Genomic DNA, 26,633 nt, shown 5'->3' with positions numbered 1-26,633 from the left:
TTGGAGGTTCGCGGTCTTAGCATCGACCCCGATGTCCACACGTCTTTGGTCCTTGCCGTTGTTCGGCACCGTGCTGCTGGTGGCCGGTGCGGTTGCGTGCACCCCGCGCCCCGATGGGCCGGGCCCGGTTGCGGAGAGGTTTTTCGAGGCATTGGCCAGCGGTGACACCGCCGCGGCCGCCAAGCTGACCGACGATCCCGACGACGCGAAAGTGGGTCTGGATCAAGCATTTTCGGGGCTGCAGGCGACCTCGTTCAAGGCCGCCGTGAATGGGTCGCAATATACCCAGGACACGGGCAGTGCGGACGCGACCTATGTCTGGCAATTGCCCAAGAAACGCACCTGGACCTACAACGGGCGCCTGGAAATGATGCGTACGGCCGGTAGCTGGCAGGTGCGCTGGGCACCCAGTGATCTGCATCCCAAACTCGGTGAACGCCAATCGCTCTCACTGCGGACCGATCCAGCCAAGCGGGCAACGGTCAACGAATCGGGCGGTACGACCGTGCTGGCACCGGCAAATCTGTACAAGATCTCGTTCGACGCCTCGCAGGCCGGCAAGTCGCTGATGAGCACCGCCACCGCGCTGGCCGACGCGATCAGGCCCTACGACGATCAAATCAATGCCGCGTCCCTCGCCGAGCAGGCGAGCGCGCAGACCACACCGATGAACCTCATCACGCTGCGCAAGGATGACTGGGACAAGGTGTCCGTCGCGCTGGAAACCCGGCCGGGAGCGTTGCGCCCCGGAGTGGTGATGACGCCGATCGCCGATCTGCTGCCGACCGATGATGCCTTCGCGCCCGACATCCTCGCGCAGGTCAAGAAGGCTGTCCTGGACGAACTGGACGGCGAAGCCGGCTGGCGCGTGGTGAGCGTCAACCAGAACGGTGTCGACACCGCCGTGCTCAACGAGGTGAAACCCACACCCGCACCGTCGAAGACGATCAGTCTGGACCGTGCCGTCCAGAACGCCGCGCAGAACGCCGTCAATACGCGCGGGCAGAAGGCCATGATGGTGGTCATCAAGCCGTCCACGGGCGAGATTCTGGCGGTCGCGCAGAACGCCGCGGCCAACGCGGACGGACCGCTGGCCACCACAGGACTGTTTCCGCCGGGGTCGACGTTCAAGATCATCACCGCGGGCGCCGCGATCGAGCGCGGTATGGCCACCCCGGATACCATGGTGGGCTGTCCGAAGCGAATCACCATCGGTGACCGCAGCGTGCCCAACTACAACGAGTTCGACCTGGGCGCGGTGCCGATGTGGCGTGCGTTCGCCGACTCGTGCAACACCACGTTCGCCAAGCTCGCCAGCGAGATGCCGTTGGACGGTTTGACCGTCGCGGCTTCGCAATTCGGCATCGGACCCGATTACGACGTCGCAGGCATCCCCACCATTTCCGGCGACGTGCCGCCCACCGTGAACCTGACCGAACGCACCGAGGACGGGTTCGGTCAGGGCAAGGTGCTGGTCACACCGTTCGGCATGGCGCTGGCGGCCGCGACGGTCGCCCATGGCAAAACACCTGTACCGCAGCTTATTTCGGGCCAGATCACCGGAATCACCGGTGAGCGTCCGCCGGTCACCTCGACGGTGGTCGACGGTCTGCGTGGGATGATGCGCGAGACGGTGCTCAGTGGAAGTGCGAAGGACATCAAGAGCGAGGGAGATGTGCACGGCAAGACCGGTGAGGCTGAATTCCCGGGCGGATCTCATGCCTGGTTCGCCGGGTACCGCGGCGACATGGCCTTCGCCACCTTGATCGTCGGGGGCGGCGGTTCGGAGGCGGCGGTACGCGCCACCAAGGTCATGTTCCAGTCGCTACCGCCGGACTATCTGGCCTGATCCTGCCGCGACGCCAGCACACAGAACTCGTTGTCCTCGGGATCGGCCAGGACCACCCAGGGCGAATGACCCTGGCCGATATCGATCCTGGTGGCGCCGTGTGCCAGAAATCTGTCCACCAGGGCGCTCTGATCGTCGCCCCGAAAATCGAGGTGGAGACGGTTCTTGGCGGTCTTCAGCTCGGGGACATTCATGAAGAACAGCAGGGGCGAATGCCTGTCGGGCTGGAAGACACTCACGAACCCGTCGTCATCGATCGCGTAGGGCCATTCCAGCACCTCGGCCCACCATCGGCCCAGCGTGGACGCATCACGGCAATCGACCACAATCGCCTCTAAGGTGAGTCCGGCGGACAGGCCCATGAATTCGATTGTGCACGCTGTCGCTAACGTTCCGCTAGGCGTTTACGAACTACGATGTAGAAAACAGCATCCAGGGAGGATCGAGAGCTTGCGCAGAGCATTTCGGAGTGTGCTTGTGGTGACCGGGCTCGTCAGCCTCCTGATGAACGTGGCGATCACCGCACCGGCGACCCTCGGCCACGCCTTGGCGGCGAGCCCCAGCGGGGTGGCTTCCGTGTCGCCCACGCCCGGGCAGACGGTTGGCGTGGCTATGCCCGTGACGATCCAGTTCGCGGCCCCGGTCGCCGACAGGCGTGCTGCCGAGCGATCCATCGTGTTCTCGACGTCAAAGGTCCCTGCCGGAGCCTTCAGCTGGGTCGACGATGCAACCGTTCGATTCACCCCCACCGAGTACTGGCCCGCGCACTCCTCGATATCCGTGTCGGTCAATGGCGTCAGCGGCATGAAGTACAAGTTCCAGACAGGTTCTGAGGTGCTCGGCATCGGCAGCATCAGCGGTCACACCTTCACGGTGCAGATCGACGGCACGGTCATGCGAACGATGCCCGCGTCGATGGGAAAGCCCAAGCACCCCACCCCGGTCGGCTCCTTCACCGCTCTGGAGAAGCAGAGTCCCGTGGTCATGGATTCCCGGACCATCGGCATTCCGCTGAATGATCCGGAGGGCTACAAGCTGACCGTCTACTACGCGGTTCGGGTCACCTGGGGTGGCGTCTACGTGCACAGTGCCCCCTGGTCGACGGGAGCGCAGGGTAATTCGAACGTCAGTCACGGCTGCATCAATCTGAGTCCCGACAACGCGTCTTGGTACTACAACACCGTCAGCATCGGCGACCCCATCGTCATCAACGCGTAGCGAACCCGGCAGGCCCCGCTACGCTGCTGTCATGACTGTTCGTGCTGCACTGCGCCCGGGGGAGCTCTCCCCTGAGCGCCAGGTTCCCGTGTCGATCGACCGCCCCGAGTACGTGGGCAAGTCCAAGGTCGCCGAGGCCATCGGGGAGCCGTACGTTCAGACACCCGAGGTCATCGAGAAGATGCGCGTCGCAGGCAGGATCGCGGCGCAGGCGCTGGCGCTGGCCGGTGAGGCAGTCGCCCCCGGCGTCACCACCGACGAGTTGGACCGAATCGCGCACGACTACATGGTGTCTCAGGGCGCGTACCCCTCGACGCTGGGGTACAAGGGATTTCCGAAGTCGTGCTGCACGTCGCTCAACGAGATCATCTGCCACGGTATACCGGACTCGACTGTGATCGAGGACGGTGACATCGTCAACATCGATGTCACCGCCTACATCGACGGTGTGCACGGCGACACCAACGCCACCTTCCTGGCCGGGGACGTCTCCGAGGAGCATCGTCTCCTGGTCGAGCGGACCCAGGAAGCCACCATGCGGGCCATCAACGCCGTCAAGCCGGGCCGGGCGCTCAGTGTTGTGGGCCGGGTCATCGAGGCCTACGCAAAGCGGTTCGGGTACAACGTGGTTCGCGCCTTCACCGGGCACGGTGTGGGCCCGACGTTTCACAACGGGCTCATCGTGCCGCATTACGACGATCCCCAGCTGGACATCGTCATCGAGCCGGGAATGACCTTCACCATCGAACCGATGATCAACCTGGGATCACTGGACTACGAGATCTGGGATGACACCTGGACCGTGGCGACCGTCGACAAGCTATGGACCGCGCAGTTCGAGCACACCATGGTGGTCACCGAGGACGGGGTCGAGATCCTGACAGTGCCATGACGGGCGCCGTATCCGGCGCGCTGCTGGTTGGGGGCGTCAGCTCCGACGCCGGTAAGAGCCTGGTGGTGACCGGCCTGTGTCGGCTGCTGTCCCGTAGGGGAATTCGGGTCGCGCCGTTCAAGGCGCAGAACATGTCGAACAACTCCGTGGTGACCATCGACGGAGGAGAGATAGGCCGGGCGCAGGCGCTGCAGGCACGCGCCTGCGGTCTGGAGCCATCGGTGCGGTTCAACCCGGTGCTGCTCAAGCCGGGCAGCGACCGCACCTCGCAGTTGGTGGTGCGCGGACACGCGACGGGAAACGTGAGCGCCCGTTCCTATGTCGAGCATCGCGAGGAATTGCGGCAGGTGGTCGCCGAGGAGTTGCGCTCGCTGCGTGAGGAATACGACGTGGTGATCTGCGAGGGCGCCGGATCGGTGGCCGAGATCAACCTGCGGTCAACCGATATCGCCAACATGGGATTGGCGCAGGCCGCGGATCTGCCCGTGATACTGGTCGGAGACATCGACCGAGGTGGTGTGCTGGCGCACCTGTTCGGCTCCGTGGCGGTGCTGGAGCCCGCGGATCAACGGCTCGTCGCCGGTTTCATCGTCAACAAGTTCCGCGGTGACCCCGCGCTGCTGCGGCCCGGCCTGGAACAGCTAGCCGCACTGACCGGCCGAACCACCTATGGTGTGCTGCCCTACGATGACCAATTGTGGCTTGACGCAGAGGATTCGGTGTCTGTGGTGGCGTCGGGGCAGGTAGGTCGCCCCGCTGCCCCGATAGGGCGAGAGTGGCTGCGGGTGGCGGCGGTGCGGCTGCCGCGCATCTCCAACTCCACCGATATCGAGGCCATCGCGTGCGAGCCGGGAGTGATCGTGCGGTGGGCGGCGCATCCGGCGGATATCGCCGATGCCGATGTCGTCGTGCTCCCGGGTACCAAGGCCACCGTCGCCGATCTGGACTGGCTGCGCAATAGCGGGATCGCCGATGCGGTTGTCGCACACGCCCGTTCGGGTGGTCCGGTGCTGGGCATCTGCGGTGGGTTTCAGATGCTCGCCACCACGATCGACGATCGTGTCGAGTCCGGTGTCGGAATTGTCCAGGGGCTGGGTCTGCTCGATATCGACATCGCCTTCGCGCCGGTCAAGACCTTGCGCCGCTGGGTGTCTCCGGGCCTGAACGGTTACGAGATCCACCACGGCACGGTCACCCGTTCGGCGGTGCCACACTGGTTGACCGACCATGACGAGGGAGCTGTCGCTGGCGCGGTCTGGGGCACCCATTGGCACGGAGTCTTGGACAACGACGATTTCCGCCGCGCGTGGCTCACCGAAGCGGCGGCCGCGTCAGGCCGCTCGGGATTCATCGTCGCCGCCGACACGAATGTCGGTGATCGCCGCGTGGCTCAGCTGGACAAGTTGGCCGATCTCATCGAAACCCATGTCGACGTCGACGCCCTGCATGCCGTGTGGGAACCGCGCGGACGTGGTGGGCGGGCGGCGCGGTATCCGGTAATCACGGCACAGCCGGTAATTGCGGCGCGGGTCGAATAGCCTGTGCGGGTGCACCGGGGACTAGTAGCTGTCGCAGCATCCGCACTCGTACTTGTGGGCTGCACCCAAACGGTGTCGGGAACCGCCACGTGGCCGGGCGCGCGTATCGCGCAGGCGCTGCTGACCGCCGACGAGCTGCCCGCGGGTACCAAGTACGACCGTGTGGTCGCGGATCTGGGCCCGGTGACCGTCAACAACCAGCAGGTTGTCGGTGCGATGCCGTCGAACCCGCAGGGCTGCGCGGACGGCCTGTCGCCCCGGTTGGCCAATGCGGGACGAGCCGGACCGGAGAACACCGCGCGGTACATCGCACGGTTCAACGGCGCCAACGTCATCGTCAGTCTGCTGCGTGACTCGATTGACCTGACCAACGTCAAGGCCGTGGCGACGCGGTGTGCCAAGTACGAGGTCTTCTTCGACAAGAATTCGCCGGGTACGCCGATGATCACCGAACCGGTGCAGGATGGGCCCGTCGGCGTCTTGGTCTACAAGCAAACAATGATCATGCCCAAGGGCACGACTTCTCGATACATGGCTTTCGCGAATGTCGACGGGGTAGCCATGGTGGCTACGTCCTTCGACCTGCGCGATCCGTCGGTCACGGCCACCGCGACCATGCCCCAGACTTTCCTGGATATCGTGGCGAAACAGGCCGACAAGATCGAACGGACCTGACAGACCGAGGTGAAATTTTCCTGATAGGGCTGGTCAAAAGCCCAACCGGATCGGTCGTACTCAGGTAGCGTGCGCCCATGCCCAAGGTCTTCGCGTGAGCGGCTCATCCATGAGTCCGCCGCCTGAGCTTCGTCGTCCGCGCCCGGTTTCTCCGACTGCGCGCGACGGTGAGCTACACCAGGTCGTCACGATCGACGGCCGAACGGTGCAGGTCAATGTGTCGGGACCGGACAAGGGAACCACCGTCGTGATGCTGGCCGCGGCCGGACATTTCGCACTCAGTTATCGCTCCGTGTGCGAGCGGCTGCACACCGCCGGGTTGCGTACCGCGGTGATCGGTCATGACCCGCACCTTCACGCCAAGGCGATCACGGGAGTGCTCGACGACATCGGTGTCAAGGTGGCGCTCTTGGTGGGAGATCGTGCCGGTGGGGAGCTGGCGTGGGATCTGGCCGCCAGCAAGCTCGACCGGTTCATCGGACTGGTGGCTATCGATCGCGGACATCCGCGGGTCGCCGACCGGGCCGGCCTGATCCGCGATAAGCATTGCCCTCCGGTGGAGATCAACACCACGGTGCTGGTTACGTCGGACGCGACCCGGGCCATCGCCCGCGCCAGCCAGCGCTTTGTCTACGGCGACTACCGGATCGTCGAACTGATGGGACGGCGGTCGGCCACGCGCGACCTCACCCCGGAGCTGGCGGCCGAGGTGGTGCTGCGCAGCAGCTCCTGGTGAGCTAGTCGCGCGCCTCGTACCAGTTCAGCCAGGAGTTCAGCTCCCGGTAGGCCCGTGTGCGCGAATCCGCCACCGACAGGAACACGTCGTGTTTGGCGTCGGGAATCGGCACCACCCGCTGATCGTTGCCGATGCAGCCCGCCCAGCGCGCGATCTGCTGAACGTCCAGGACCGCGTCGCCGTGTAGCGCAGCCGCCGGGTCCACATCCCCGGGCAGGCTGCGATCCGAGCGCAAGATCAGATTGGGCACCCCGACGTCCAAGCCGCGGTGTAGTTCGGCATGCCCACGCCGGATGGCGCTGATCCAGCCGAACCGCACCGGGAACCCGCCGACGGGTTTCCATTCCAGGTTGTAGTCGAACTCGCCGTGGAAGTCCTTGTGCAGGCTTGCGCCGTACGCGCCCTCGTGGGGAAGCGGGATCGCTTGTTTGGCACGGAATCTCGAAATCGCCTTGACCGCTGCCGTGGTGCCGCCGCTGCGAAGGAAAGGTCGGCCCTGTAGGTCCAACCACGGGCTGTTGAGGATCAGACCCGCGATGTCGTCCAGGCGATCGGTGACCCGAAGCCGGTTGAGCCACAGTGAGACGACGAGACCACCCGCGGAGTGCCCGTACACCAGCAGCGGTGCGCTGCCGGATTCATTGTTGATGATGCTTACCGCGGCATCGAGTTCGGCGTCGTAGAGCGACAGATCACTGATGTAGTGCGGGGTCTGGTGTTCATGGCGAGAGCGCCCGCATTTGCGCAAGTCGAGTGCAAAGAAGCGATAACCGCGAGCCAGGAAATGTTCGGCAAGTTCGGTGTGGAAGAAGTAGTCGGTATATCCGTGGACCATGAGCACGGCTCGCCCGGTGTCCGGCTGAATTTCCGGCCGCACCAGTGTGGCGGTAATTACACCTTCGCCGTCAGGGTCGACGCCCAGGTCAATGGTTTGTCGCAGGTAGCCATCGAGGACATCGGATTCCCATGTCACGGGCATAGCCTAGTTGAAGGAATGACGGATATACGCGCGCGATAACCTGTGTGTACTCGCGGGTAGTGGCGAAGCGTGGCCACTCCATCAGATTCGAAAAGGACAGTGAACCGGTGTCAAAAGCGCAGGTGGAGCAGACAGACGTTGCCCTGATTGGGTCAGGGATCATGAGCGCGACGCTCAGCGCCCTGCTGCGGTTGGTCGAACCGGACCTGTCGATCACCTTGATCGAGCGCCTCGATGCGGCGGCCAGCGAAAGCAGCGACCCCTGGAACAACGCCGGTACCGGCCACTCTGCGCTCTGCGAGCTGAACTACACCCCGCAGAAGGCGGACGGCTCGATCGACATCACCAAAGCCGTCACGGTCAACGAACAGTTCCAGGTGTCCCGCCAGTTCTGGGCGTACGCCGTGGAGAACGGTGTGCTGCCGGACGTACGCGGGTTCTTGAACCCCATCCCGCATGTGAGCTATGTGCACGGTGCCGACAAGGTCGAGTACCTGCGTAAGCGTCACGACGCTTTGGTCGGTAACCCGTTGTTCGCGAAGATGGAGTTCATCGACGACGACGACGAGTTCGCGCGCAGGCTGCCGCTGATGGCCGCCGGACGCGATTTCTCGGACCCGGTGGGGCTGAACTGGAGCCAGGACGGCACCGACGTCGACTTCGGTGAGTTGTCAAAGCAGTTGGTGGGCTTCGGAGTTCGCAGCGGAACCAGCGCGATCTTCGGTACCGAGGTGCGCAACATCAGCCGTGACAGCGACGGCGGATGGATTCTCAAGCTCGTCAACGGACGTACCGGCGAGAAGCGCAAGCTCAAGGCCAAGTTCGTATTCGTCGGCGCCGGTGGTGGTGCGCTGGGTCTGTTACAGAAGGCCGGAATTCCGGAAGCCAAGGGCTTCGGCGGATTCCCGGTGAGCGGTGCGTTCCTGCGCACCAACAACACCGACCTGACCGAGGGGCACAAGGCCAAGGTGTATGGCTTCCCGCCGCTCGGTGCACCGCCGATGTCGGCGCCGCACCTGGATACCCGTGTGATCAACGGAAAGGAATGGCTGCTGTTCGGTCCGTTCGCCGGATGGTCGCCCAAGTTCCTCAAGATGGGCAAGGTCACCGACCTGCCCGCCTCGGTGAAGCCCAACAACCTCGCGTCGATGGTGGGCGTCGGACTCACCGAGTTCAAGCTCGCCACGTTCCTGCTGAGCCAGTTGCGCCTGACCCCGGATGACCGCATCGACATGCTGCGCGAATTCGCGCCCAAGGCACAGCGTTCCGATTGGGAACTGATCACCGCGGGCCAGCGTGTGCAGGTCATCCGGCCGGCCAAGGGCAAGGGGGGTGCACTCGAATTCGGCACCATGGTGCTCAATTCCGCTGACGGCAGCATCGCCGGTCTGCTCGGTGCATCGCCGGGAGCGTCCACCGCGGTGCCCGCGATGCTCGATGTCATGCAGCGTTGCTTCCCCGACCGCTACGCGAACTGGATGCCCAAGCTCAAGGAGATGATTCCCTCGCTGGGGATCAGTCTTTCGGATGAGCCGTCATTGTTCGGCGAGGTTTGGGACTGGGGGACACGGGTTCTCGGCCTGGAACAGTGACCGCGCCGGCCCCGGTGGCCGCGTCCTGGTCGGCAGACCTGGACACCACAACCATGTACGGCTTGTTGAGGCTGCGGGCAGAGGCGTTCATCGTCGGACAGAACTGTGCCTACCAGGACCTGGACGGACGCGATCTAGAGCCCGGCACCCGGCACTTTTGGATAGCCGATGGCGACGGCAACGTGGTGAGCAGTTTACGGCTGCTGGAAGACCCGGCAGGCGAAGGCTTCTGGATAGGACGGGTCTGCACCGCGGAATCGGAGCGCGGCAAGGGACATGCCGCGCGCCTGGTCCGCGCCGTACTGACCGAGATCGGTGACGCGCGCTGTCGGCTGAATGCGCAAGCCCACCTGAAGGACATGTATGGCAAGCTGGGATTCGTGGTCTCCGGCGACGAATTCCTCGAGGATGAGATACCCCACGTCCCGATGAGCTGGGTCGGTGGAAATGACTAGCACCGCAGGGGTTCCTGGATATCCGCTGAGCGCGATCGTCGGGCACGACCAGCTGCGGCTGGCGCTTGTGCTTTCGGCGGTCCGGCCGGACATCGGCGGTGTGCTCATCCGCGGTGAGAAAGGCACGGCCAAGTCGACCGCGGTGCGCGCCTTGGCATCCGTGCTGGGCTCGGTGGACGGCGCCCGTCTGGTGGAGCTTCCGATCGGTGCGACCGAGGACCGGGTGGTGGGATCGCTCGACCTTCAGAAGGTGCTGCGGGATGGCGAACACGCTTTCTCCCCAGGGCTTCTGGCGCGTGCCGATGGCGGCGTGCTGTATGTGGACGAGGTCAATCTGCTGCACGACCATCTGGTCGATGTGATCCTCGATGCGGCGGCGATGGGTCGCGTTCATGTGGAACGTGACGGTGTATCCCATTCCTACAGTGCACGATTCGTGCTGATTGGCACGATGAATCCCGAAGAGGGGGAGCTGCGCCCGCAGTTGCTCGACCGCTTCGGGTTCGCGGTGGATGTGCACGCCTCGCGCGATGTCCCGGTGCGGGCCGAGGTCATTCGACGGCGGCTTGCCTACGAGGCAGACCCAGAGGGTTTCGTCTCGCGCTACGAGTCGCAGGAAGCCGACCTGGCGGCCCGGATCGCCGATGCCCGCGGGCTGTTGCCGCGGGTTGCCCTGCCCGATGCGGAACTGCAGCGCATCGCCGCCCTGTGCGCGGCCTTCGACGTGGACGGAATGCGCGCGGACCTGGTGGTGGCCCGTGCGGCCGTCGCCCACGCCGCGTGGCGCGGCGTCGAGGTGGTCGGCGAGCCCGATATCCGGGTGGCCGCCGAGCTCGCGCTGCCGCACCGGCGCCGACGTGACCCGTTTGACGAACCGGGTCTGGATCCGGACCAGTTGGATCAGGCGATGCGTGACAGCGCCCCGCCGCAGGATCATGGTCCCGACCGGGACGACCCGGACCCCGACCCCGACGGACCGGGTGGTGGTGCACCCGAATCGGCGTCGAGCCCTGCCAAAGCGGAGGAATCGCAGCAGGATTCGACTTCCACGTCTGCACCGTCCCGGCCCAGTCCGGCACCGTCGGCGACCTTTCGCGCCAAGACGCTGCGGGTGCCCGGCGTGGGCATGGGAGCGCCGGGGCGGCGTTCGACCGCGCGCAATCGCACGGGCAAGGTGATCGCCCCAAGCTCGGACGAGGGTTTCGGGGTGCATGTGATCGGAACGTTGATGTCCGCGGCGGGTCGCGTGACCGAACCCGGCAGGCTGCCCAGGCCGGTGCTCTCGGATGTGCAGTGGGCTATCAGGGAAGGGCGCGAAGGCAATCTGGTGATCTTCGTGGTCGACGCTTCCGGGTCGATGGCCGCCCGCCAGAAAATGGCGGCGGTCAGCGGGGCCACGCTGTCGCTCCTGCGCGATGCGTATCAACGCCGCGACAAGGTTGCGGTCATCACCTTCCGAGGATACGACGCGGCGACACTATTGGCGCCGACAAGTTCCACGCATATCGCGGGGCGCAAGTTGCAACAGTTCGATACCGGCGGAAAGACGCCGCTGGCGCAGGGACTCCTGGCGGCACGCGACCTCGTGGCGCGCGAGCGCGGCCGCGACCCGCACCGTCGCGCGCTGGTGGTCGTGCTCACCGACGGTCGCGCGACCGGCGGTCCCGATCCGCTGGGGCGGACTCGTCGAGCCGCGGGAATGCTGCGTGCCGAGCAGGTCGCCTCTGTGGTGATCGACTGTGAGACATCCTTCGTGAGAATGGATTTGGCGGTTGCACTGGCTCAGCAGCTCGATGCGCCGGTGATACAGCTAGATCATCTGAATGCCGACCGGCTTGCCGGTGTGGTGCGCGGCGCCACCGCCGCGTGAGCTAGCGCAGGAGGTTCGAATGCCACAGGGACAACCGCTGGTGGTGCCGGAGGATGGGCTCACCACCAAGGCGCGCCGAAATGCGCCGATTCTCGCGGTGCACACCGGCGCGGGCAAGGGCAAGTCCACCGCCGCCTTTGGCATGGCCCTACGGGCCTGGCATCACGGCACGGATGTCGCGGTGTTTCAGTTCGTCAAGAGTGCCAAGTGGCGCGTGGGCGAGGAGTCGGTCTTCGGTGAGCTTGCCAAGCTGCACGACGAGCACGGGATCGGCGGCTCGGTGCAGTGGCACAAGATGGGATCGGGGTGGTCGTGGTCGCGTAAGGCGGGAACCGAGACCGACCACGCCGCGGACGCGGCGGCGGGCTGGACCGAAATCGCGCGGCGACTGGCGGCGGAGGAACACGGCTTCTATGTGCTGGATGAGTTCACCTATCCACTCAAATGGGGGTGGGTGGACGTGGACGAGGTCGTCGAGGTGCTTCGTTCGCGGCCCGGTATGCAGCATGTGGTCATCACCGGCCGCGACGCGCCGCAACAGCTTCTGGACGCCGCCGACCTGGTGACCGAGATGACCAAGGTCAAGCATCCGATGGACCAGGGCCGCAAGGGCCAACGCGGTATCGAATGGTAGAGCGTGGTGTCCGCTAGCGTTCCCGCGATCGTGATCGCCGCGCCTGCCTCGGGAAGCGGTAAAACCACGGTGGCAACGGGTTTGATGGGTGCGCTGCGGCTCGCGGGGCATCGGGTGGCATCGTTCAAGGTGGGGCCGGACTACATCGATCCCGGGTATCACACGCTGGCAACCGGAAGACCGGGCCGCAATCTTGACAGTGTGCTCGTGGGTGACGACCTGATCGGACCGTTGTTCGGACACGGCACCAGGGGCGCCGATATCGCCGTGGTCGAGGGCGTGATGGGGCTCTTCGACGGACGGGTAGGCGACGCAAAAGGTTCGAGCGCCGAGATCGCGGCACTGCTCGGGGCGCCGGTGGTGTTGGTGATCGACGCAAAGGGATACAGCCAGAGTTTGGCCGCGCTCTTGCATGGTTTCGTGGTGCACGCCGCGGAGGCGGGAATCAGGATCGCCGGGGTCATTCTGAATCGGGTCGGTTCGCCGCGGCACCGGGAGATCCTCACCGCGGCAGCCGATCGTGCCGGACTCGGCGTCTTCGGAGCATTGCCCCGCGCCGAGGAGTTATCCGTTCCGTCAAGGCATTTGGGGCTTGTAACGGCAGTCGAGCACGGCCAGGCGGCACTTGATGCGATTGACGCGATGACCAGGCTGGTCGCTGACCACGTCGACGTGCCGGCGATTGTCGCAGCCGCCCGCAGCAAGGTGACGGCTTCCGCATGGGATCCGGAGATGCTCGTCGGCACTCCGGCGGTCGGTGAACCCGTGGTGGCGTTGGCGGCGGGTCAGGCATTCACCTTTGGATACGCCGAGCACCGCGAATTGCTGGCCGCGGCCGGGGCGGTGGTCGCCGAATTCGACCCGCGGCGAGACGAACTGCCTGCCGAGACAGTGGCCCTGGTGCTACCCGGGGGATTTCCGGAGCAGTTCACCACCGACCTGTCGTCCAACGAAACACTGCGCCAACAGGTTCGCGAGCTGACCGGACCGATCCACGCCGAGTGCGCCGGGCTGACCTATCTGTGCGAGGACCTCGACGGCGTGCCGATGTGTGGTGTGCTCAACGCGCGTGCGCGCTTCACCGATTCGCTGACCCTCGGATATCGGGATGCGGTGGCAATCGCCGGATCGGTGTTGTTCGATGAGGGACACCGATTGAGCGGGCATGAATTCCACCGCACCACGGTCGATTACCGTGACGACACAGGGCAGCGAGCGTGGGCCTGGAGCGCCGCCGACGGCGTCCGGCGGGAAGGCGCGGTGGGGGGAAAGGGTCGTATCCACGCTTCGTATCTGCATACCCATCCGGCGGCGCACCCCGACGCCGTGGCACGATTCGTGGCCCGGGCGGTACGGCCGGGACCGTCTGTCTGAGCCCGGAGCCTCGGAAATTTGGCTGGTACCATCGTTGACATGCAATGTCGCGGGGTACCCAGGTACCAGCTGTACTCCGCTGTCCTGCTGGCGATTTTGTGCTTATTGGTCGGCGGTGCGTCTCTGTTGCCCGGCGAGAGTTCGCATCTGGCGGACGCGACGGCACCGGTGTCGCTGTATGACACTGCCGAGATTCATCATTGGGAACCGGTACAGCACGGCATGGCCGTCACGCGTGTTCGGCACGCGCTGGTTGTGCAGCCGGTCTGGTTGCCGCTTACCGCTTCGGTCTTGTTTCTCGGCGGCGCAGCGCTCCTGATCTTGATGTCACGTCGTGACGCGGTATTGTCACGCGCGCCCGACAATGTTGGGTGGCAACAGCTTTTGTGTTTGGGGATCAATCGGCGCTGAGGTGCGCTCGAGGCGGTTATTCCGCCTTCTTCCGTTTTCAACCCTCATCAACCGCGCGGCGCGTGTTTTCGCGTGCCCGGGCGGTTCCGCATACGTTGATTGGACCCCTTCTCGTGGCTTCTGCCTCTGCATGTGAAAACCCGTTGTCCGCGAACCTGTGTATGCAACGGTCGATGTCGTGATCGCCCGGCTGATAAGCACCGGTCTGTTCGTTGCCGCCTTGGGGCTCACCGACGCTGTGACAGCCATCGCGGAGCCTAAAGACATGGCCCCGCAGCTGTATTCGAGAACCACACGGGATGGATGGCATCTGGAGATCCGACTGGACAACGAGCGTGTGAACTCCGTACCCAACCTGGCGGCCGCCACCAACTCGCGCGAGGCGTTCATCACGCTCTCGGGTACCGCCACCGCTACTGGTGGCGCCAACCCCATCACCGACAGCCTCTTCCTCATCGGTTACCAACTCGGCTGTCAGTCCGATGTGTCGTCCGGATTGCAGATCGGAGGATCGGCAGGCATCGCACCATCGGTGAACGTCGGTGTGCTTCCTCTGCAAACCATGGGAGTCGGCGGCAGTGCCGGAGTCAGCGGATTCGTGCAAACCGTGGTGCAACCGGGCGTCATCGTCAACCTGCCACTGGGCAACATGGTGTTGTCGCGGGGCAATACCGCAGCACTGGACCTGGACAATGTCCATGTGAAGGCCGACGCCTGCGGAGGGGACGTCACCATCCGCTCGTTCGCGTCCCTGCGGGTGTCCACCGAGACCGGCCATACCGAATTCGCCATCTACGGCGACCCGATAAGGATCTGAACAATGCGGTTATATTGTGTAGCAGCACTTTTAGTCCCCGTGCTGTGGCAGGCGCCGATGGCAATGGCAGAACCGCTACCGATCAACCCGATGCCCGCGGTGCCGGTGGCGGTGCCCGGGGCAGCACCCAACAATCATGCGGCCACCCCGTCGCAACCGGCCTTTGGGCTGTTGCCACCGCCACAGCGGGGTACCCAGATTTCTGCCGGGCTCGAGGCAGGGCACACGGCCCGGATCAGTGGTGGGATGACCGGCGGGAACCTGGAGGACCCGTGGGGCACGGGTGGAGGAATGACCCGATGATTCGGTTGCTCGGTGCGGCAATGGTTTTCATAGGTGTTTTGGCCGGTGCTGCGGTACGGGCATCGGCGGAGCCGCTGCCGCCCAATCCTGCTCCCCATGGACCGGTTGTCGCACCGGGCCAGTTGCCGGCATTGAATGTGTCGCGCGGCACTCGGCTGCCGGGTTCGATGTCCGGCGCGCGCGGGCCGCGGATAACCGGCGGGGTAGATGGGGTTGCCGTATCTGGTGGGGTCGCCGTCAGCGGTGGCTTCGGGTAAGGAAGGCGAGATTCTCGGTGGCGGTCAGGTCGCGGTGTGGGGCGGAGCCACCGACGCCTGTACCAGGGGGAGGATCACCTCGTCGACCATGCGGCGCATGTACGTCTCGTCGATCACGGTCCTTTTGAGGGCCGCAGTCAGGCTCAGGCCCAACGGAATGTCGTAGGCGAGTGACAAGTCTCGATCCCGTGCTATCTCACCGCGTTCGATGGCGCGGGCGAACACGAGCTCCATCCGTTTCTGGGTCTGCGAGAGAAGCAGGTCATCCAGGGCGGCCGCCAGGGTCGGATCGTTGACGGCTTCGGCGATGATCCCTGCGAGCAGGTTTCCGGTCAGGATCTCGTCATCTCCGAAATCCCTTGCCTCGTAGAGGGAGTGCAGGTCGCCGCGCAAGCTTCCCGTGTCAGGCACCTCGTCGAGCTTGCCCAATGACGGGCGCCCGTGCAGGATCGCGTCTGCGGTAAGCGCGGCCTTGGAGGACCAGCGTCGGTAGATGGCGGCCTTACCGACACCGGCTCGCGCGGCGATTTCATCCATGCTCATCGCGTCGTATCCCTGCTCGGCGAGGGTCACGAACGCCGCCTCCAGGATCGCGATATCCAGCGACCTGTTCAGGCGACCAGGGGTCCGTTGTCGTTGAATTGCTGTATCTTTCGTCATCGAATTGCCGGGTCGCCGTGTGTACGGACCCGCAGGGGCCACCAGAACCACCGTCCGAGCAGGGCCGCGATGGACGGCATCATGAACGACCGCACGATCAGCGTGTCGAACAACAGGCCGAGCCCGATCGTGGTGCCGAGTTGCCCGACGATGCGTAGATCGCTGACGACCATGGCGCACATGGTGAATGCGAACACCAGACCCGCATTGGTCACCACCTTGCCACTGCCGCCCATGGCTCGGATGAACCCTGTCTTCAGCCCGCCATGGAGTTCTTCCTTGAATCGGGCGATGAGTAGCAGGTTGTAGTCCGAACCCACGGCCAACAGGATGATCACCGACAACGGGACCACGAACCAGTGCAGGTCCATGCCCAGAAGGTCCTGCCAAATGAGCACCGAAACACCCACGGACGCACCGAGTGACACCGCGACCGTCCCGACGATGACAAGGGCGGCGACCACGCTGCCGGTGACGAGAAGCATGATGATGAAGATCAGGCAGAGTGAGGCGATACCGGCGAGAATCAGGTCGTACTTGGCGCCCTCCTGCAGATCCCTGTTGGTCGCGGCGGTGCCTCCCATGTAGACCTTGGCGTTCTCCAATGGTGTTCCCTTGATCGAATCAGCCACTGCCTCTCTGATATTGCCGACAGTCTCGATACCTTGCACCGAGGCCGGGTTGCCCTGATGTGAGACGGTCATCCGGACGGCCTTGCCGTCGGGGGAGAGGAACATCTTGAGGCCGCGCTTGAAGTCGGGGTTGTCGAACACCTCCGGCGGCAGATAGAACGAGTCGTCGTTCTTGGCCTCGTCGAAATACTTGCCCATCAAGGTCGAGTTCTTGGTGCTCTCGTCCATCTGGTTCATGATCCCGGACATGGTGCTGTGCATGGTCAGCAAGGAACCGTGCATGGTCTTCATGATCGCGATCATGGGTGGAAACTCGGCGAGTACGCGCGGCATCAGGACATCGATCTTGTCGACGTTGACGAGCATGCCGTCCATGTCCTCGGTGATCTGATCGACACCGTCGAGGGCGTCGAACACGGTGCGGGACGCCCAGCAGATCGGAATGTCGGCGCAGTGCTTTTCCCAGTAGAAGTAGTTGCGGATGGGCCTGAAGAAGTCGTCGAACGTGTACATCAGGTCGCGCATGTCGTGCATCTTGCCCTGCATCGCCTTCATCTGGCCGGTCATGTCATGCATGATGTCGGTGAGCTCACGCATCATGTCGTACACGCGTTCCATGGTGCCGATCAGGATTCCCATTTGATCTGCCATGGTGAGCATGTCGGCCATGCGGTCCTTCATGTACTTCATGTTCTGGATCTGCCCGGCACCCTGCAGACCGATCTGAAACGGTATCGAGCTGTGTTCGATGGGCGTTCCCAATGGGCGGGTGATCGCCTGCACGCGGCCCACGCCGCGGGCGTGGAATGCCGTCTTGGCGATCCTGTCGATGACCAGCATGTCCGCCGGATTACGTAGGTCGTGATCGGCCTCGATCATGAGCATCTCGGGGTTCATCCGCGCCGGCGAGAAATGTCTTTCTGCCGCGGCATATCCGACCTTCGAGGGCACGTTGTCAGGCATGTACTGACGGTCGTCATAGCCCGGGGTATATCCCGGCAAGGTGAGCAGTCCGACCAGGGCGATCCCACAGGTAACGACGAGAATCGGTCCGGGCCAGCGCACTACGGCCGCGCCGATGCGTCGCCAGCCGCCTTCGTCGTACTTGCGCTTGGGCTCGAACAAACCGAAACGGCTGCCCAGGGCCAGTATCGCGGGCGCCAGTGTCAAGGCCGCCGCGACGATCACCAGGATGACCAGCGCGCAGGGCACACCCATCGATCGGAAAAGCGGCAGTCGGGTCAGGCTCAGGCACAGCGTCGCACCGACAATCGTGAGTCCTGATCCCAGGATCACGTGTGACACACCGGAATATGCGGTGTAGAAGGCCTCCTCGCGGCTCTGCCCGCGATGTCGTGCCTCGTGATAGCGGCCCAACAGGAAGATCACATAATCAGTACCGGCGGCTATGCCGAGCATGGTGACCATGCTGACGGCGTAGGTGGACAACCCGATCACGTTGAGGTTGCCCAAGGTCGCGACCACTCCCTGACCCGCCATGAGTTCTAACCCCACGATCACGAGCGCGACCACGGTGGTGATCATCGACCGGTAGACCAGCAGCAGCATGAGCAGGACGACACCGACGGCGATCAGGGTTGTCTTCTGCATGCTCTTGTTGCCCGCGGTTCCCGTGTCCGCACTGGCGGCAGTGCCGCCGGTGACGTAGGCCTGTACGCCTGGGGGGCCGGGGGTTTCGGCGATGATCTTGCGGACGGCATCGACCGACTCATTCGCCAGGGTGGTGCCCTGGTCGCCGGCGAGATTCACCTGGACGTATGCCGACTTTCCGTCAGCGCTCTGGGCGCCGGAGGCGGTGAGCGGGTCACCCCAATAGTCGGAGATGTGTTGTACGTGAGTCGGATCGGCCTTGAGCTTCTTGATGATCTCGTCGTAGAAGCGGTGTGCCTCGTCGGCGAGCTCCTGCTGTCCCTCCAACACGATCATCACGGAGCTGTCGGAATCGAACTCTCCGAAGACCTTTCCCGTGTGCATCATCGCGATCATGGAGGGCGCGTCCTTGGGCGACATCGAGACCGAATGCGCCTTGCCCACCTCGTCCAGAGAGGGGGTGACGACGTTCAGGACGATGGCGATACCGAGCCAGAACAGGATAATCGGAATCGACAAGGTCCGGATCATTCGGGCGATCCGCGGAGGGTGCCCGGCGCTGCCGTGCCTCATGCGGACTTCACCAGGCAGTAAATGTAGGCGTTGTGCTCATTGGAGACTCGTTCCATCTTGACCTCACCGTTGACGGTTATCCGACATCCGATTCGGTCGCCATTGCCTTGCGCGACAATGTTTCCGCTCAACGAGGGCAATGTGGAGACGATCTTGAAAGCCCACGGCAGCTGGACACTGTCTACCCGGGTTGGTTGGGCATCCTCGTTGAAGTAGTTCACGTCCGCCATGGCGCCCGGCTCGCCGAATATCTCGTAGAGAAGGGTCTTCGGGTTGTACGGGACGGCATCCTTGGCGTTGTTGTCTGCCGACGATCCGAATGACTCTGACCCGAATATCCCCCGAACACGGAAGACCGCGAACCCGCCTACCGCCACCACTGCCGCGATAAGCAGTGGCATCCAGATCCTTCGGATGGTGCGAAACATCCCAAACCCCTTTGCGCTCAATCGTATTGGCACATACACGCGGGCTTATCGATGAGAACTGCCGCGGCTGGTCGAGATGGGCGACGTTGCCCCGCGCGGAACTTGAGTTCCGCGTGATGGTCGGGACGGTACTCCAGATCGATGCGGTGCGCGACACGAGCGAGCTAACTATGGGACCTCTAAGGAAACCATGAGACGGGCGGGTCTAGAGGATCGGCGCCGTACCCCCCTCGTGGGGCCGTCTACGGCCGGATCTGGGAGGCGCCGGGAACGCGTCCTCGTCGCGGAATCAATGGCGGATCTCCACGAGAGTGACACTCCACCGCTGATTGGATCTTGATACCCGTCGAGCGGTGGGTATTTTCTACTCACGGTGAGTTAATTGCATAAATATTTCATAGATTCGGCGGAGCCGATTTCTGTGGACATATGCGCATGCGGCAAACCATGGAAATCGCTGTGAATGGGCCGTGTCGGCCGTGTCGGGCGGCCGATAGTCCCTGCAAAACGCCATTTGAACAGCCATAACGAGAAGGTTGGCAGCATTCCGAAGGTTGGGAACGAGGGTTTGTAGCTAAGTAAATGCGCTCACGAATAATTTGTGAATTTCGTGTTTCCTGACTATCAATGGGCTGTTAATGCGGGGCGGATTCGGCGGATAGAAACGGCCATTTTTCGAAGTCGTCTGAGGGCCTGCGGCGAGGCACTGTGATCCTGATCTCCCGAGTCGCGAATTCCTTTTGCGCACCCTATGTTTAGGACTGTCGGGCTCTACTGCTAGTTATCTTCAGTTCTACTACCAGGCGGATTGTCGGTGTGCGAGGAGGACGTAGCAAGATGAAAAACGCGTCTGTAACCCCTGTTGCAGTTATCGGGCTGGGGTGTCGGCTCCCGGGTGGCATCGAGTCGCCCGAGCAGTTCTGGCAGGCATTGCTGGACGGCGAGGACTTCATCACCGAGGTGCCCCCCGCGCGCTGGGATCTGGGGGAGTACTACGACCCCGAGTCGGGCGTGCCCGGGAAGTCGCCCTCCAAGTGGGGGGCATTCCTGGAAGATGTCGGTGGATTCGACGCGGACTTTTTCAGCATCAATGAGCGAGAAGCCGTTTCGATCGACCCCCAGCATCGAGTTTTGCTCGAAACATCCTGGCAGGCAGTGGAACACGCGGGCCTGAACCCGAGGGCGCTGGCCGGGTCGCAGACCGGGGTATTCGTCGGAGTGACCCACAACGACTATCAACTGGTGGCTGCGGACGCGGCGGACCTCGGCGGACCTTACGGATTCGCGGGTACTAACTTCTGCATGGCATCGGGGCGCATTTCATATGCCCTGGGTGTGCATGGCCCGTCGTTGACGGTCGACGCGGGGTGCGCCGCGGGGTTGGCGACGGTGCATATGGGGTGCCAGAGCCTGGCGGCAGGCGAAAGTGACCTGGTGCTGGCCGGCGGCGTCAACCTGGTCTTGGAACCGCGCCGGTATGTCGGCGCCTCGCAGCAGCGCATGCTCTCGCCAACCGGGCGCTGCCACACATTCACGGGGGAGGCCGATGGCTTCGTGATGTCCGAGGGCTGCGTCATGATCCTGCTGAAGCGGCTGGACGACGCGGTACGGGACGGGGACCGGATCTTGGCGGTCGTGCGAGGCACGGCATCAAATCAAGACGGGCGCACGGTGAATCAGTCGACTCCATCCTCAGACGCACAGGCAGCGGCATGCCGCACGGCGCTGGCGGCCGCGGGTATAGACGCCAACACCGTCGGACTGATCGAGGCGCACGGTACGGGCACTCCTGTGGGTGATCCCATCGAATACACGGGCCTGGCACAGGTGTACGGAGTCGACGGGCCCTGTGCGGTGGGGTCGGTGAAGACCAACTTCGGGCACACCATGTCGGCGGCCGGTGCGCTGGGGCTGATGAAAATCATCCTTGCGGTGGAACATGGCGTCGTCCCGCCGAACCTGCATTTCACGGGAATTCCCGAGAAGCTCGCCGGCGTCGAGACAAACCTTTTTGTGCCGCAGTCGGTTATCCCATGGCCCGGGGGGATTGAGGGCCCACGGCGGGCGGGGGTATCGGCATACGGAATGTCGGGTTCCAACGTCCATGCGGTGGTGGAACAGGCCCCGCCGGTGGCGCCAGCCGAGGCATCCGTTGTGGAATCGCCCCTCGGATCGCAGCTCATCTTCCCGGTGTCTTCGACATCCGCCGACGAGCTGCGCCGGACTGCGGGCAGATTGGCCGATTGGCTGGTAGAGCGCGCCAATGTCTCCATCGCGGATGTCGGGTATACCTTGGCGCGCCGAAGGGCGCACCGGCCGGTGCGCACCTCCGTTGTGGCCACCGGGGTCGACGAATTGGTGGCAGGCCTGCGTGAGGTGGCCGCCGACGAGGCTGCTCCCTATCAGGCGGCGGTCGCCGAGGACGATCGCGGGCCGGTGTGGCTGTTCTCCGGCCAGGGTTCGCAATGGGCGGCTATGGGCGCCGAATTACTCAGCAAGGAACCGGTATTCGCCGCGACCATCGCGCGCCTGGAGCCGCTCATCGAGTCTGAGTCGGGGTTCTCGGTGACCGAGGCGATCTCGGCGCCGGAGACGGTCACGGGCATCGATCGGGTGCAGCCGACGCTGTTTGCGATGCAGGTGTCGCTGGCGGCCACTGCGGCGTCGTATGGGGTGAAGCCCGGGGCGGTCATCGGGCATTCGATGGGGGAGGTCGCGGCGGCGGTTGTTTCCGAGGCGTTGTCATTGGAAGACGGTGTCAAGGTCATCTGCCGTCGTTCCCGCCTGATGTCGCGTATCGCGGGTGCCGGCGCTATGGCCTCGGTGGATCTGCCGGCGCAGCAGGTGGTCTCGGAGCTGGCAGACCGGGAGATCCACGACGTGGTGCTGGCCGTGGTGGCCTCACCGCAGTCGACCGTGGTCGGAGGTGCGACGGAGACGGTTCGTCAGCTGATCGCCGAATGGTCGGATCGCGGATTGATGGCCCGTGAGGTGGCTGTCGACGTCGCCTCGCATTCACCACAGGTGGACCCGATTCTCGACGACCTCGCCGAGGCTCTCGAAGATCTGACGCCGCGGACACCTGTTGTCCCGCTGTACTCTTCGGTCTCATTTGACCCGCGGGAAAAGCCCGTCATGGACGCCGACTACTGGGTGGACAACCTGCGCCACACCGTGCGCTTCGCGGCAGCGGTGCAAGCCGCGCTGGACGACGGTTATCGAGTGTTCGGTGAGCTGGCGCCGCACCCGCTGTTGGTGTACCCGGCCGAGCAGACCGCCCGGAGCCTCGACATTCCGATGGTCGCCCTGGCCGGCATGCGTCGTGAGCAGGAGTTGCCCCACGGCCTGCGCGACTTCGTCGGAGAGCTGTACAAGGCCGGTGGCGCAGTCGATTTCTCGGTGCTCTACCCGTCCGGCGGACTGGTAGATGTGCCGCTGCCCACCTGGACCCGTCGGTCGTATCTGTTGGATCTTTCCGCGCAGACCCAGCAAGGGCAGGCCGGTCATACGGTTGCGGTGCACCCTCTGCTCGGCGCACATGTGCGGTTGACAGAGGAGCCGGAGCGTCACATCTGGCAGGCGGACGTCGGCACGGTGGCACAGCCCTGGATCGCCGACCACCAGGTTCGCCATGTGGCGGTGTACCCGGGTGCCGCCTATTGCGAGATGGCGTTGTCGGCATCGGCCGCGGTGTTCGGTGAAGGTTCTGTGGTGCAGGATATTTCGTTCGAGCAGCTGTTGACGCTGGGCGAGGCCACGCCGATATCGGCCACCGCCACGGTGAAGTCCCCGGACGCACTCGAGTTCGTGGTGGAGACGCACGACGACGGCGACACGGCCAAACGCGCGACGGCGGTCTTGGGTGGTGGCGTCGAGGTCGACACTCCCGCCGGATACGACCTGGCCGCCTTGCGCGCGGAGCACCCGCACCGTGCGGAGGGCGACGATCTACGAGCGTCGTTCGACGAGAGGGGTGTCCAGTACGGTCCGGCCTTCCAGGGGCTGGCCGCGGCGTATCACGGTGATGATTCCGTGAGGTCGGTGCTGGCGGAAGTGTCACTGCCCCGAGAGGTTCGGGCAAAACAGGGCAGCTACATCGTTCACCCGGCGCTGCTGGACGCCTGCTTCCAATCCGTCATCGCTCTGCCGGATGTTCAGGCGGCGAGCAAGAATGCCTTGCCGCTTCCCAAGGGTGTACGCAGTCTGTACGCCTACGAGTCGGCCCGGTCTACCCAGTACTGCTACACCAGGGTGACCAAGGTGATCGGCAACGAGGTCGAAGCCGACATCGACCTGCTGGACGAGAACGGCGGCGTTCTGCTTGCGGTGCGGGGCTTCCGGTTCGGTACCGGAGCCTCCGATGACGAGCAGCGCGATCAGCTGCTCAACAATCGACTGCTGGCCATCGAATGGCAGCAGCAGAAGCTGCCCGAGGCGGCTTCCGGTGGTCCGCGTCGGTGGCTGCTGGTCAGCACCGGCGAGAGTGTGGATCCGTGGGCGACCGAGCTGATCGATTCGCTCAAGCTCCGTGACAGTGAGGTGGCGCTGGTGCAGTGGCGCCCGGACACCGATCGTGTTGCGGCACTCAAGCTTCTGTACGACCAGCTGGAAGCCGGAGGATTCGACGGTGTGCTGGTCGTCACGGCGCCGGGCACCGAAGGCGGTGTGGACCAGGTGGCACTGCAGGGCGCCGACCAGGTTCGGCATCTGGTACGCATCACCCGAGAATTGGTGGATCTGCCGGGCGAGCCGCCACGGCTGTACGTCGTCACGCGCAATGCTCAGACAGTGGTGGACGGCGACGTCACCAACCTGGAGCAGGCCGGTCTGCGCGGGCTCGTACGTGTCATCGGAGCCGAGTACCCGCACTTGCGCGTCACGCACATCGACGTCGACGGCCACACCACCGCCCAGAATGTGGCAGGCGAACTGGTTTCGGGCTCCGAAGAGGATGAGACCGCGTGGCGCGATGACCACTGGTACCGGGCGCGCCTGAACCTGGGTCCACTGGGCCCCGACGAGTGGCGCACCACCGTTGCGGCGCCGGACAACGAAGGCGTGCGGTTCGAGGTCCGCACACCGGGCGATCTGCAGTCACTCGGTTTCGTCGCGTTCGATCGGGTGGCTCCCGGACCGGGGCAGATCGAGGTCTCGGTCACCGCCACCAGCATCAACTTCGCCGACGTACTGAACGTGTACGGCCGCTACTCGAGTTTCGAAGGCCGGCAGGAACTCGGCGTCGACTTCGCGGGAGTGGTGACGGCCGTCGGAGAGGGAGTGACCCAGCATCAGGTCGGTGACCGGGTAGGCGGTATGACACCCACCGGTGCCTGGAGAAGCTTCGTCGTCGTCGATGCGAACCTGGCTGCGACCCTCCCGGCGGAGGTGCCCGACAGGGAGGCCGCCGCCGTCCCGGGTGCCCATGTTACCGCGTGGTACGGGCTGCATGAACTGGCCAGGATCTCCGCACGGGACAAGGTGCTGATCCATTCCGGCACCGGTGGTGTCGGGCAGGCGGCCATCGCCATCGCGCGTGCCGCCGGGGCGGAGATTTACGCGACCGCAGGCAGCGAGGAGCGGCGAGAACTGTTGCGCAGTTGGGGAATCAAGCACGTGTATGACTCCCGCAGTACGGAATTCGCCGACCTGATCCGCCGCGACACCGACGGCTACGGGGTGGACATCGTGCTCAACTCGCTCACCGGGGCCGCGCAGCGCGCCGGTGTGGAACTGCTGACCTTCGGTGGCCGCTTCATCGAGATCGGCAAGCGTGACATCTATGGCGACACCCGACTGGGTCTGTTCCCGTTCCGGCGTAACCTGTCGTTCCACGCCGTCGACCTGGTGCTGGTGGCCAAGACGCGGCCGGAGGCGATCTACCGGACCCTCACCGCCCTGTATGGGCAGATGGCCGACGGCGTGCTCCCATTGCCGGAGATCTCCCCGTCGCCGTTGCAGGAGGCCGCCGAGTCGATCCGCGTCATGGGCGCCGCAGGGCATACCGGCAAGCTGGTGCTGGACCTGCCCAAGGCCGGGGAAGTCGACGCGGTGATACCTCCGTCGCATGCGCCGGCCTTCCGCCGCGAGGGTGCGTACGTCATCACCGGTGGCCTCGGCGGGCTTGGCCTGTTCCTGGCTCGCAAGCTGGCGGCGGCCGGGGTAGGGCGGATCATCCTCAACGGTCGCAGTGCACCCAAGTCCGAGGCGCTGGAGACCATCGAACAGATTCGGCTGGGTGGCATCGAGATCGATGTGGTGCTCGGCGATATCGCGGAGCCCGAGACGGCCCAGCGACTCGTTGCGGCGGCCACGGAGACCGGCAAGCCGGTACGCGGTGTGCTGCACGCCGCCGCGCTGGTCCACGATGCCACGCTCGCCAATATCACCGACGAGCTGATCGATCGCGGTGACTGGCGGCCCAAGGTGCATGGTGCCTGGAACCTGCACGAGGCCACCGCGGACCAGCCGCTGGACTGGTTCTGCTCCTTCTCGTCCATAGCGGCCCTGGTGGGCTCGCCGGGGCAGGGTGCGTATGCCGCCGCCAACAGCTGGTTGGACGGGTTCACGCACTGGCGACGGGCACAGGGGCTGCCGGCGACCGTGATCGCCTGGGGCGCTTGGTCGGAGATCGGGCAGGGCACCCACCTGGCGCAGAATGCGGATGCGGCCATCCTTCCGGACGAGGGTGCCTACGCCTTCGACACGGTGCTCCGGCACGACCGCGCCTACACCGCGTATGCGCCGATGGCCGGAATCTCGTGGCTGGCCGACTTCGTCGAGCGCAGTCCGTTCGCCCAGGCATTCCGGGATGCAGGCCAAAGCCAAACGGAGACAAACAAGTTCCTCGATGAGCTGAGGACCTTGCCCCGGGAGGAATGGCAGACTCGGCTCCGCAAGCTGGTGGCCGAGCAGGTTGGTCTGGTGTTGCGCCGCTCGATCGACCCCGACCGGTCCCTCCCGGACTACGGCCTGGACTCGTTGGGCAATCTCGAAATTCGTACCCGTATTCAGGCGGACACCGGCGTCCGTATCGGTCCGGCGGATGTGTCGACAGTGCGGTCATTGGCATCGCATGTGTACGACAGGCTGGCCGAGCAGGAATCCGAAGTCGCGTCGTCTTAAGGGGAAA

The 26,633-nt window shown here is 64.5% G+C and carries 21 protein-coding genes; 16 read left to right on the top strand and 5 right to left on the bottom strand.

Annotation, left to right across the window (positions count from 1 at the left end; translation table 11 throughout):
- The first annotated feature begins 31 nt into the window (after positions 1-31).
- Positions 32-1,849, top strand: a complete 1,818-nt coding sequence (locus tag MYCSP_RS14645; protein ID WP_088414146.1) for a penicillin-binding transpeptidase domain-containing protein — start codon at positions 32-34, stop codon at positions 1,847-1,849.
- On the opposite strand, the gene MYCSP_RS14640 is transcribed toward MYCSP_RS14645, so the two are convergent.
- Positions 1,837-2,211, bottom strand: coding sequence for a VOC family protein (locus MYCSP_RS14640; RefSeq protein ID WP_083015814.1), 375 nt, complete (start codon positions 2,209-2,211; stop codon positions 1,837-1,839). The genes MYCSP_RS14645 and MYCSP_RS14640 overlap by 13 nt on opposite strands.
- Positions 2,212-2,326: 115 nt before the next feature.
- Between MYCSP_RS14640 and MYCSP_RS14635 the strand changes: the two genes are divergently transcribed.
- The 5 genes from MYCSP_RS14635 (at position 2,327) to MYCSP_RS14615 (ending at position 6,908) form a co-directional block, all read left to right on the top strand.
- On the top strand, positions 2,327-3,067 hold the full coding sequence (locus MYCSP_RS14635; RefSeq protein WP_162266371.1) for a L,D-transpeptidase: 741 nt from the start codon (positions 2,327-2,329) through the stop codon (positions 3,065-3,067).
- A 31-nt stretch (positions 3,068-3,098) separates the two neighbouring features.
- Positions 3,099-3,959: a type I methionyl aminopeptidase gene (gene map, locus MYCSP_RS14630; protein ID WP_070910646.1), complete on the top strand. Its 861-nt coding sequence runs from the start codon at positions 3,099-3,101 to the stop codon at positions 3,957-3,959.
- Complete coding sequence (locus MYCSP_RS14625) at positions 3,956-5,497, top strand: cobyric acid synthase (RefSeq protein ID WP_235629483.1); 1,542 nt, start codon at positions 3,956-3,958, stop codon at positions 5,495-5,497. Before map ends, MYCSP_RS14625 begins: the two co-directional genes overlap by 4 nt.
- Before the next feature lie 54 nt (positions 5,498-5,551).
- The gene (locus MYCSP_RS14620) at positions 5,552-6,172 is read left to right on the top strand and encodes a hypothetical protein (protein ID WP_070910644.1); all 621 of its coding nucleotides are present in this window, start codon (positions 5,552-5,554) and stop codon (positions 6,170-6,172) included.
- A gap of 109 nt (positions 6,173-6,281) precedes the next feature.
- The gene (locus MYCSP_RS14615; protein WP_083015811.1) at positions 6,282-6,908 is read left to right on the top strand and encodes an alpha/beta fold hydrolase; all 627 of its coding nucleotides are present in this window, start codon (positions 6,282-6,284) and stop codon (positions 6,906-6,908) included.
- A 1-nt stretch (position 6,909) separates the two neighbouring features.
- Here MYCSP_RS14615 and MYCSP_RS14610 read toward each other — a convergent pair whose 3' ends face one another.
- Positions 6,910-7,887: an alpha/beta hydrolase gene (locus tag MYCSP_RS14610; RefSeq protein ID WP_070910643.1), complete on the bottom strand. Its 978-nt coding sequence runs from the start codon at positions 7,885-7,887 to the stop codon at positions 6,910-6,912.
- A gap of 107 nt (positions 7,888-7,994) precedes the next feature.
- Here MYCSP_RS14610 and mqo point away from each other — a divergent pair, with 107 nt between their 5' ends.
- The 9 genes from mqo (at position 7,995) to MYCSP_RS14565 (ending at position 15,600) form a co-directional block, all read left to right on the top strand.
- Positions 7,995-9,479, top strand: a complete 1,485-nt coding sequence (mqo, locus tag MYCSP_RS14605; RefSeq protein ID WP_083015904.1) for a malate dehydrogenase (quinone) — start codon at positions 7,995-7,997, stop codon at positions 9,477-9,479.
- 53 nt (positions 9,480-9,532) lie between these two features.
- Positions 9,533-9,934 carry a GNAT family N-acetyltransferase gene (locus tag MYCSP_RS14600; RefSeq protein WP_070910800.1) on the top strand — a complete coding sequence of 134 codons (402 nt, stop codon included), beginning with the start codon at positions 9,533-9,535 and terminating at the stop codon, positions 9,932-9,934.
- A complete protein-coding gene (locus MYCSP_RS14595) occupies positions 9,927-11,804 on the top strand; it encodes a VWA domain-containing protein (RefSeq protein ID WP_088414142.1) in 1,878 nt (625 codons plus the stop codon). Before MYCSP_RS14600 ends, MYCSP_RS14595 begins: the two co-directional genes overlap by 8 nt.
- A 19-nt stretch (positions 11,805-11,823) precedes the next feature.
- On the top strand, positions 11,824-12,438 hold the full coding sequence (gene cobO, locus MYCSP_RS14590; protein ID WP_083015901.1) for a cob(I)yrinic acid a,c-diamide adenosyltransferase: 615 nt from the start codon (positions 11,824-11,826) through the stop codon (positions 12,436-12,438).
- Between the two features lie 27 nt (positions 12,439-12,465).
- The gene (locus tag MYCSP_RS14585) at positions 12,466-13,812 is read left to right on the top strand and encodes a cobyrinate a,c-diamide synthase (RefSeq protein ID WP_083015898.1); all 1,347 of its coding nucleotides are present in this window, start codon (positions 12,466-12,468) and stop codon (positions 13,810-13,812) included.
- A 126-nt stretch (positions 13,813-13,938) separates the two neighbouring features.
- Entirely contained in the window at positions 13,939-14,223 is a 285-nt protein-coding gene (locus tag MYCSP_RS14580; RefSeq protein ID WP_083015895.1) for a hypothetical protein, read from the top strand.
- 178 nt (positions 14,224-14,401) lie between these two features.
- Positions 14,402-15,040, top strand: coding sequence for an MspA family porin (locus MYCSP_RS14575; RefSeq protein WP_070910790.1), 639 nt, complete (start codon positions 14,402-14,404; stop codon positions 15,038-15,040).
- A gap of 3 nt (positions 15,041-15,043) precedes the next feature.
- Positions 15,044-15,343, top strand: coding sequence for a hypothetical protein (locus MYCSP_RS14570; protein ID WP_083015803.1), 300 nt, complete (start codon positions 15,044-15,046; stop codon positions 15,341-15,343).
- Positions 15,340-15,600, top strand: coding sequence for a hypothetical protein (locus MYCSP_RS14565; protein WP_083015801.1), 261 nt, complete (start codon positions 15,340-15,342; stop codon positions 15,598-15,600). Before MYCSP_RS14570 ends, MYCSP_RS14565 begins: the two co-directional genes overlap by 4 nt.
- 24 nt (positions 15,601-15,624) lie before the next feature.
- Here MYCSP_RS14565 and MYCSP_RS14560 read toward each other — a convergent pair whose 3' ends face one another.
- From MYCSP_RS14560 to MYCSP_RS14550, 3 genes are read right to left on the bottom strand one after another with little or no spacing between them, the layout of a single operon-like run.
- Positions 15,625-16,260 (bottom strand): TetR/AcrR family transcriptional regulator, encoded by a 636-nt coding sequence (locus MYCSP_RS14560; RefSeq protein WP_083015798.1) that lies wholly within the window; start codon positions 16,258-16,260, stop codon positions 15,625-15,627.
- Entirely contained in the window at positions 16,257-19,076 is a 2,820-nt protein-coding gene (locus tag MYCSP_RS14555; RefSeq protein WP_083015795.1) for an MMPL/RND family transporter, read from the bottom strand. The genes MYCSP_RS14560 and MYCSP_RS14555 overlap by 4 nt, the downstream gene beginning before the upstream one ends.
- On the bottom strand, positions 19,073-19,504 hold the full coding sequence (locus MYCSP_RS14550) for an MmpS family protein (protein WP_070910637.1): 432 nt from the start codon (positions 19,502-19,504) through the stop codon (positions 19,073-19,075). The genes MYCSP_RS14555 and MYCSP_RS14550 overlap by 4 nt, the downstream gene beginning before the upstream one ends.
- An 837-nt stretch (positions 19,505-20,341) precedes the next feature.
- Here MYCSP_RS14550 and pks2 point away from each other — a divergent pair.
- Positions 20,342-26,626 carry a sulfolipid-1 biosynthesis phthioceranic/hydroxyphthioceranic acid synthase gene (gene pks2 / locus MYCSP_RS14545; RefSeq protein WP_088414140.1) on the top strand — a complete coding sequence of 2,095 codons (6,285 nt, stop codon included), beginning with the start codon at positions 20,342-20,344 and terminating at the stop codon, positions 26,624-26,626.
- Positions 26,627-26,633: the final 7 nt, after the last annotated feature.

The organism is Mycobacteroides saopaulense, from assembly GCF_001456355.1.
GTDB lineage: Bacteria > Actinomycetota > Actinomycetes > Mycobacteriales > Mycobacteriaceae > Mycobacterium > Mycobacterium saopaulense.
This window is presented reverse-complemented; position numbering and strand designations above follow the sequence as displayed.

What these genes read in the sequence shown, in the direction of transcription:
- MYCSP_RS14645 (WP_088414146.1), top strand. Translation starts at nt 32, where the DNA reads ATGTCCACACGTCTTTGGTCCTTGCCGTTGTTCGGCACCGTGCTGCTG.
- MYCSP_RS14640 (WP_083015814.1), bottom strand. Translation starts at nt 2,211, where the DNA reads ATGGGCCTGTCCGCCGGACTCACCTTAGAGGCGATTGTGGTCGATTGC.
- map (WP_070910646.1), top strand. Translation starts at nt 3,099, where the DNA reads ATGACTGTTCGTGCTGCACTGCGCCCGGGGGAGCTCTCCCCTGAGCGC.
- MYCSP_RS14625 (WP_235629483.1), top strand. Translation starts at nt 3,956, where the DNA reads ATGACGGGCGCCGTATCCGGCGCGCTGCTGGTTGGGGGCGTCAGCTCC.
- MYCSP_RS14615 (WP_083015811.1), top strand. Translation starts at nt 6,282, where the DNA reads ATGAGTCCGCCGCCTGAGCTTCGTCGTCCGCGCCCGGTTTCTCCGACT.
- MYCSP_RS14610 (WP_070910643.1), bottom strand. Translation starts at nt 7,887, where the DNA reads ATGCCCGTGACATGGGAATCCGATGTCCTCGATGGCTACCTGCGACAA.
- MYCSP_RS14600 (WP_070910800.1), top strand. Translation starts at nt 9,533, where the DNA reads ATGTACGGCTTGTTGAGGCTGCGGGCAGAGGCGTTCATCGTCGGACAG.
- MYCSP_RS14595 (WP_088414142.1), top strand. Translation starts at nt 9,927, where the DNA reads ATGACTAGCACCGCAGGGGTTCCTGGATATCCGCTGAGCGCGATCGTC.
- cobO (WP_083015901.1), top strand. Translation starts at nt 11,824, where the DNA reads ATGCCACAGGGACAACCGCTGGTGGTGCCGGAGGATGGGCTCACCACC.
- MYCSP_RS14570 (WP_083015803.1), top strand. Translation starts at nt 15,044, where the DNA reads ATGCGGTTATATTGTGTAGCAGCACTTTTAGTCCCCGTGCTGTGGCAG.
- MYCSP_RS14565 (WP_083015801.1), top strand. Translation starts at nt 15,340, where the DNA reads ATGATTCGGTTGCTCGGTGCGGCAATGGTTTTCATAGGTGTTTTGGCC.
- MYCSP_RS14560 (WP_083015798.1), bottom strand. Translation starts at nt 16,260, where the DNA reads ATGACGAAAGATACAGCAATTCAACGACAACGGACCCCTGGTCGCCTG.
- MYCSP_RS14555 (WP_083015795.1), bottom strand. Translation starts at nt 19,076, where the DNA reads ATGAGGCACGGCAGCGCCGGGCACCCTCCGCGGATCGCCCGAATGATC.
- MYCSP_RS14550 (WP_070910637.1), bottom strand. Translation starts at nt 19,504, where the DNA reads ATGTTTCGCACCATCCGAAGGATCTGGATGCCACTGCTTATCGCGGCA.
- pks2 (WP_088414140.1), top strand. Translation starts at nt 20,342, where the DNA reads ATGAAAAACGCGTCTGTAACCCCTGTTGCAGTTATCGGGCTGGGGTGT.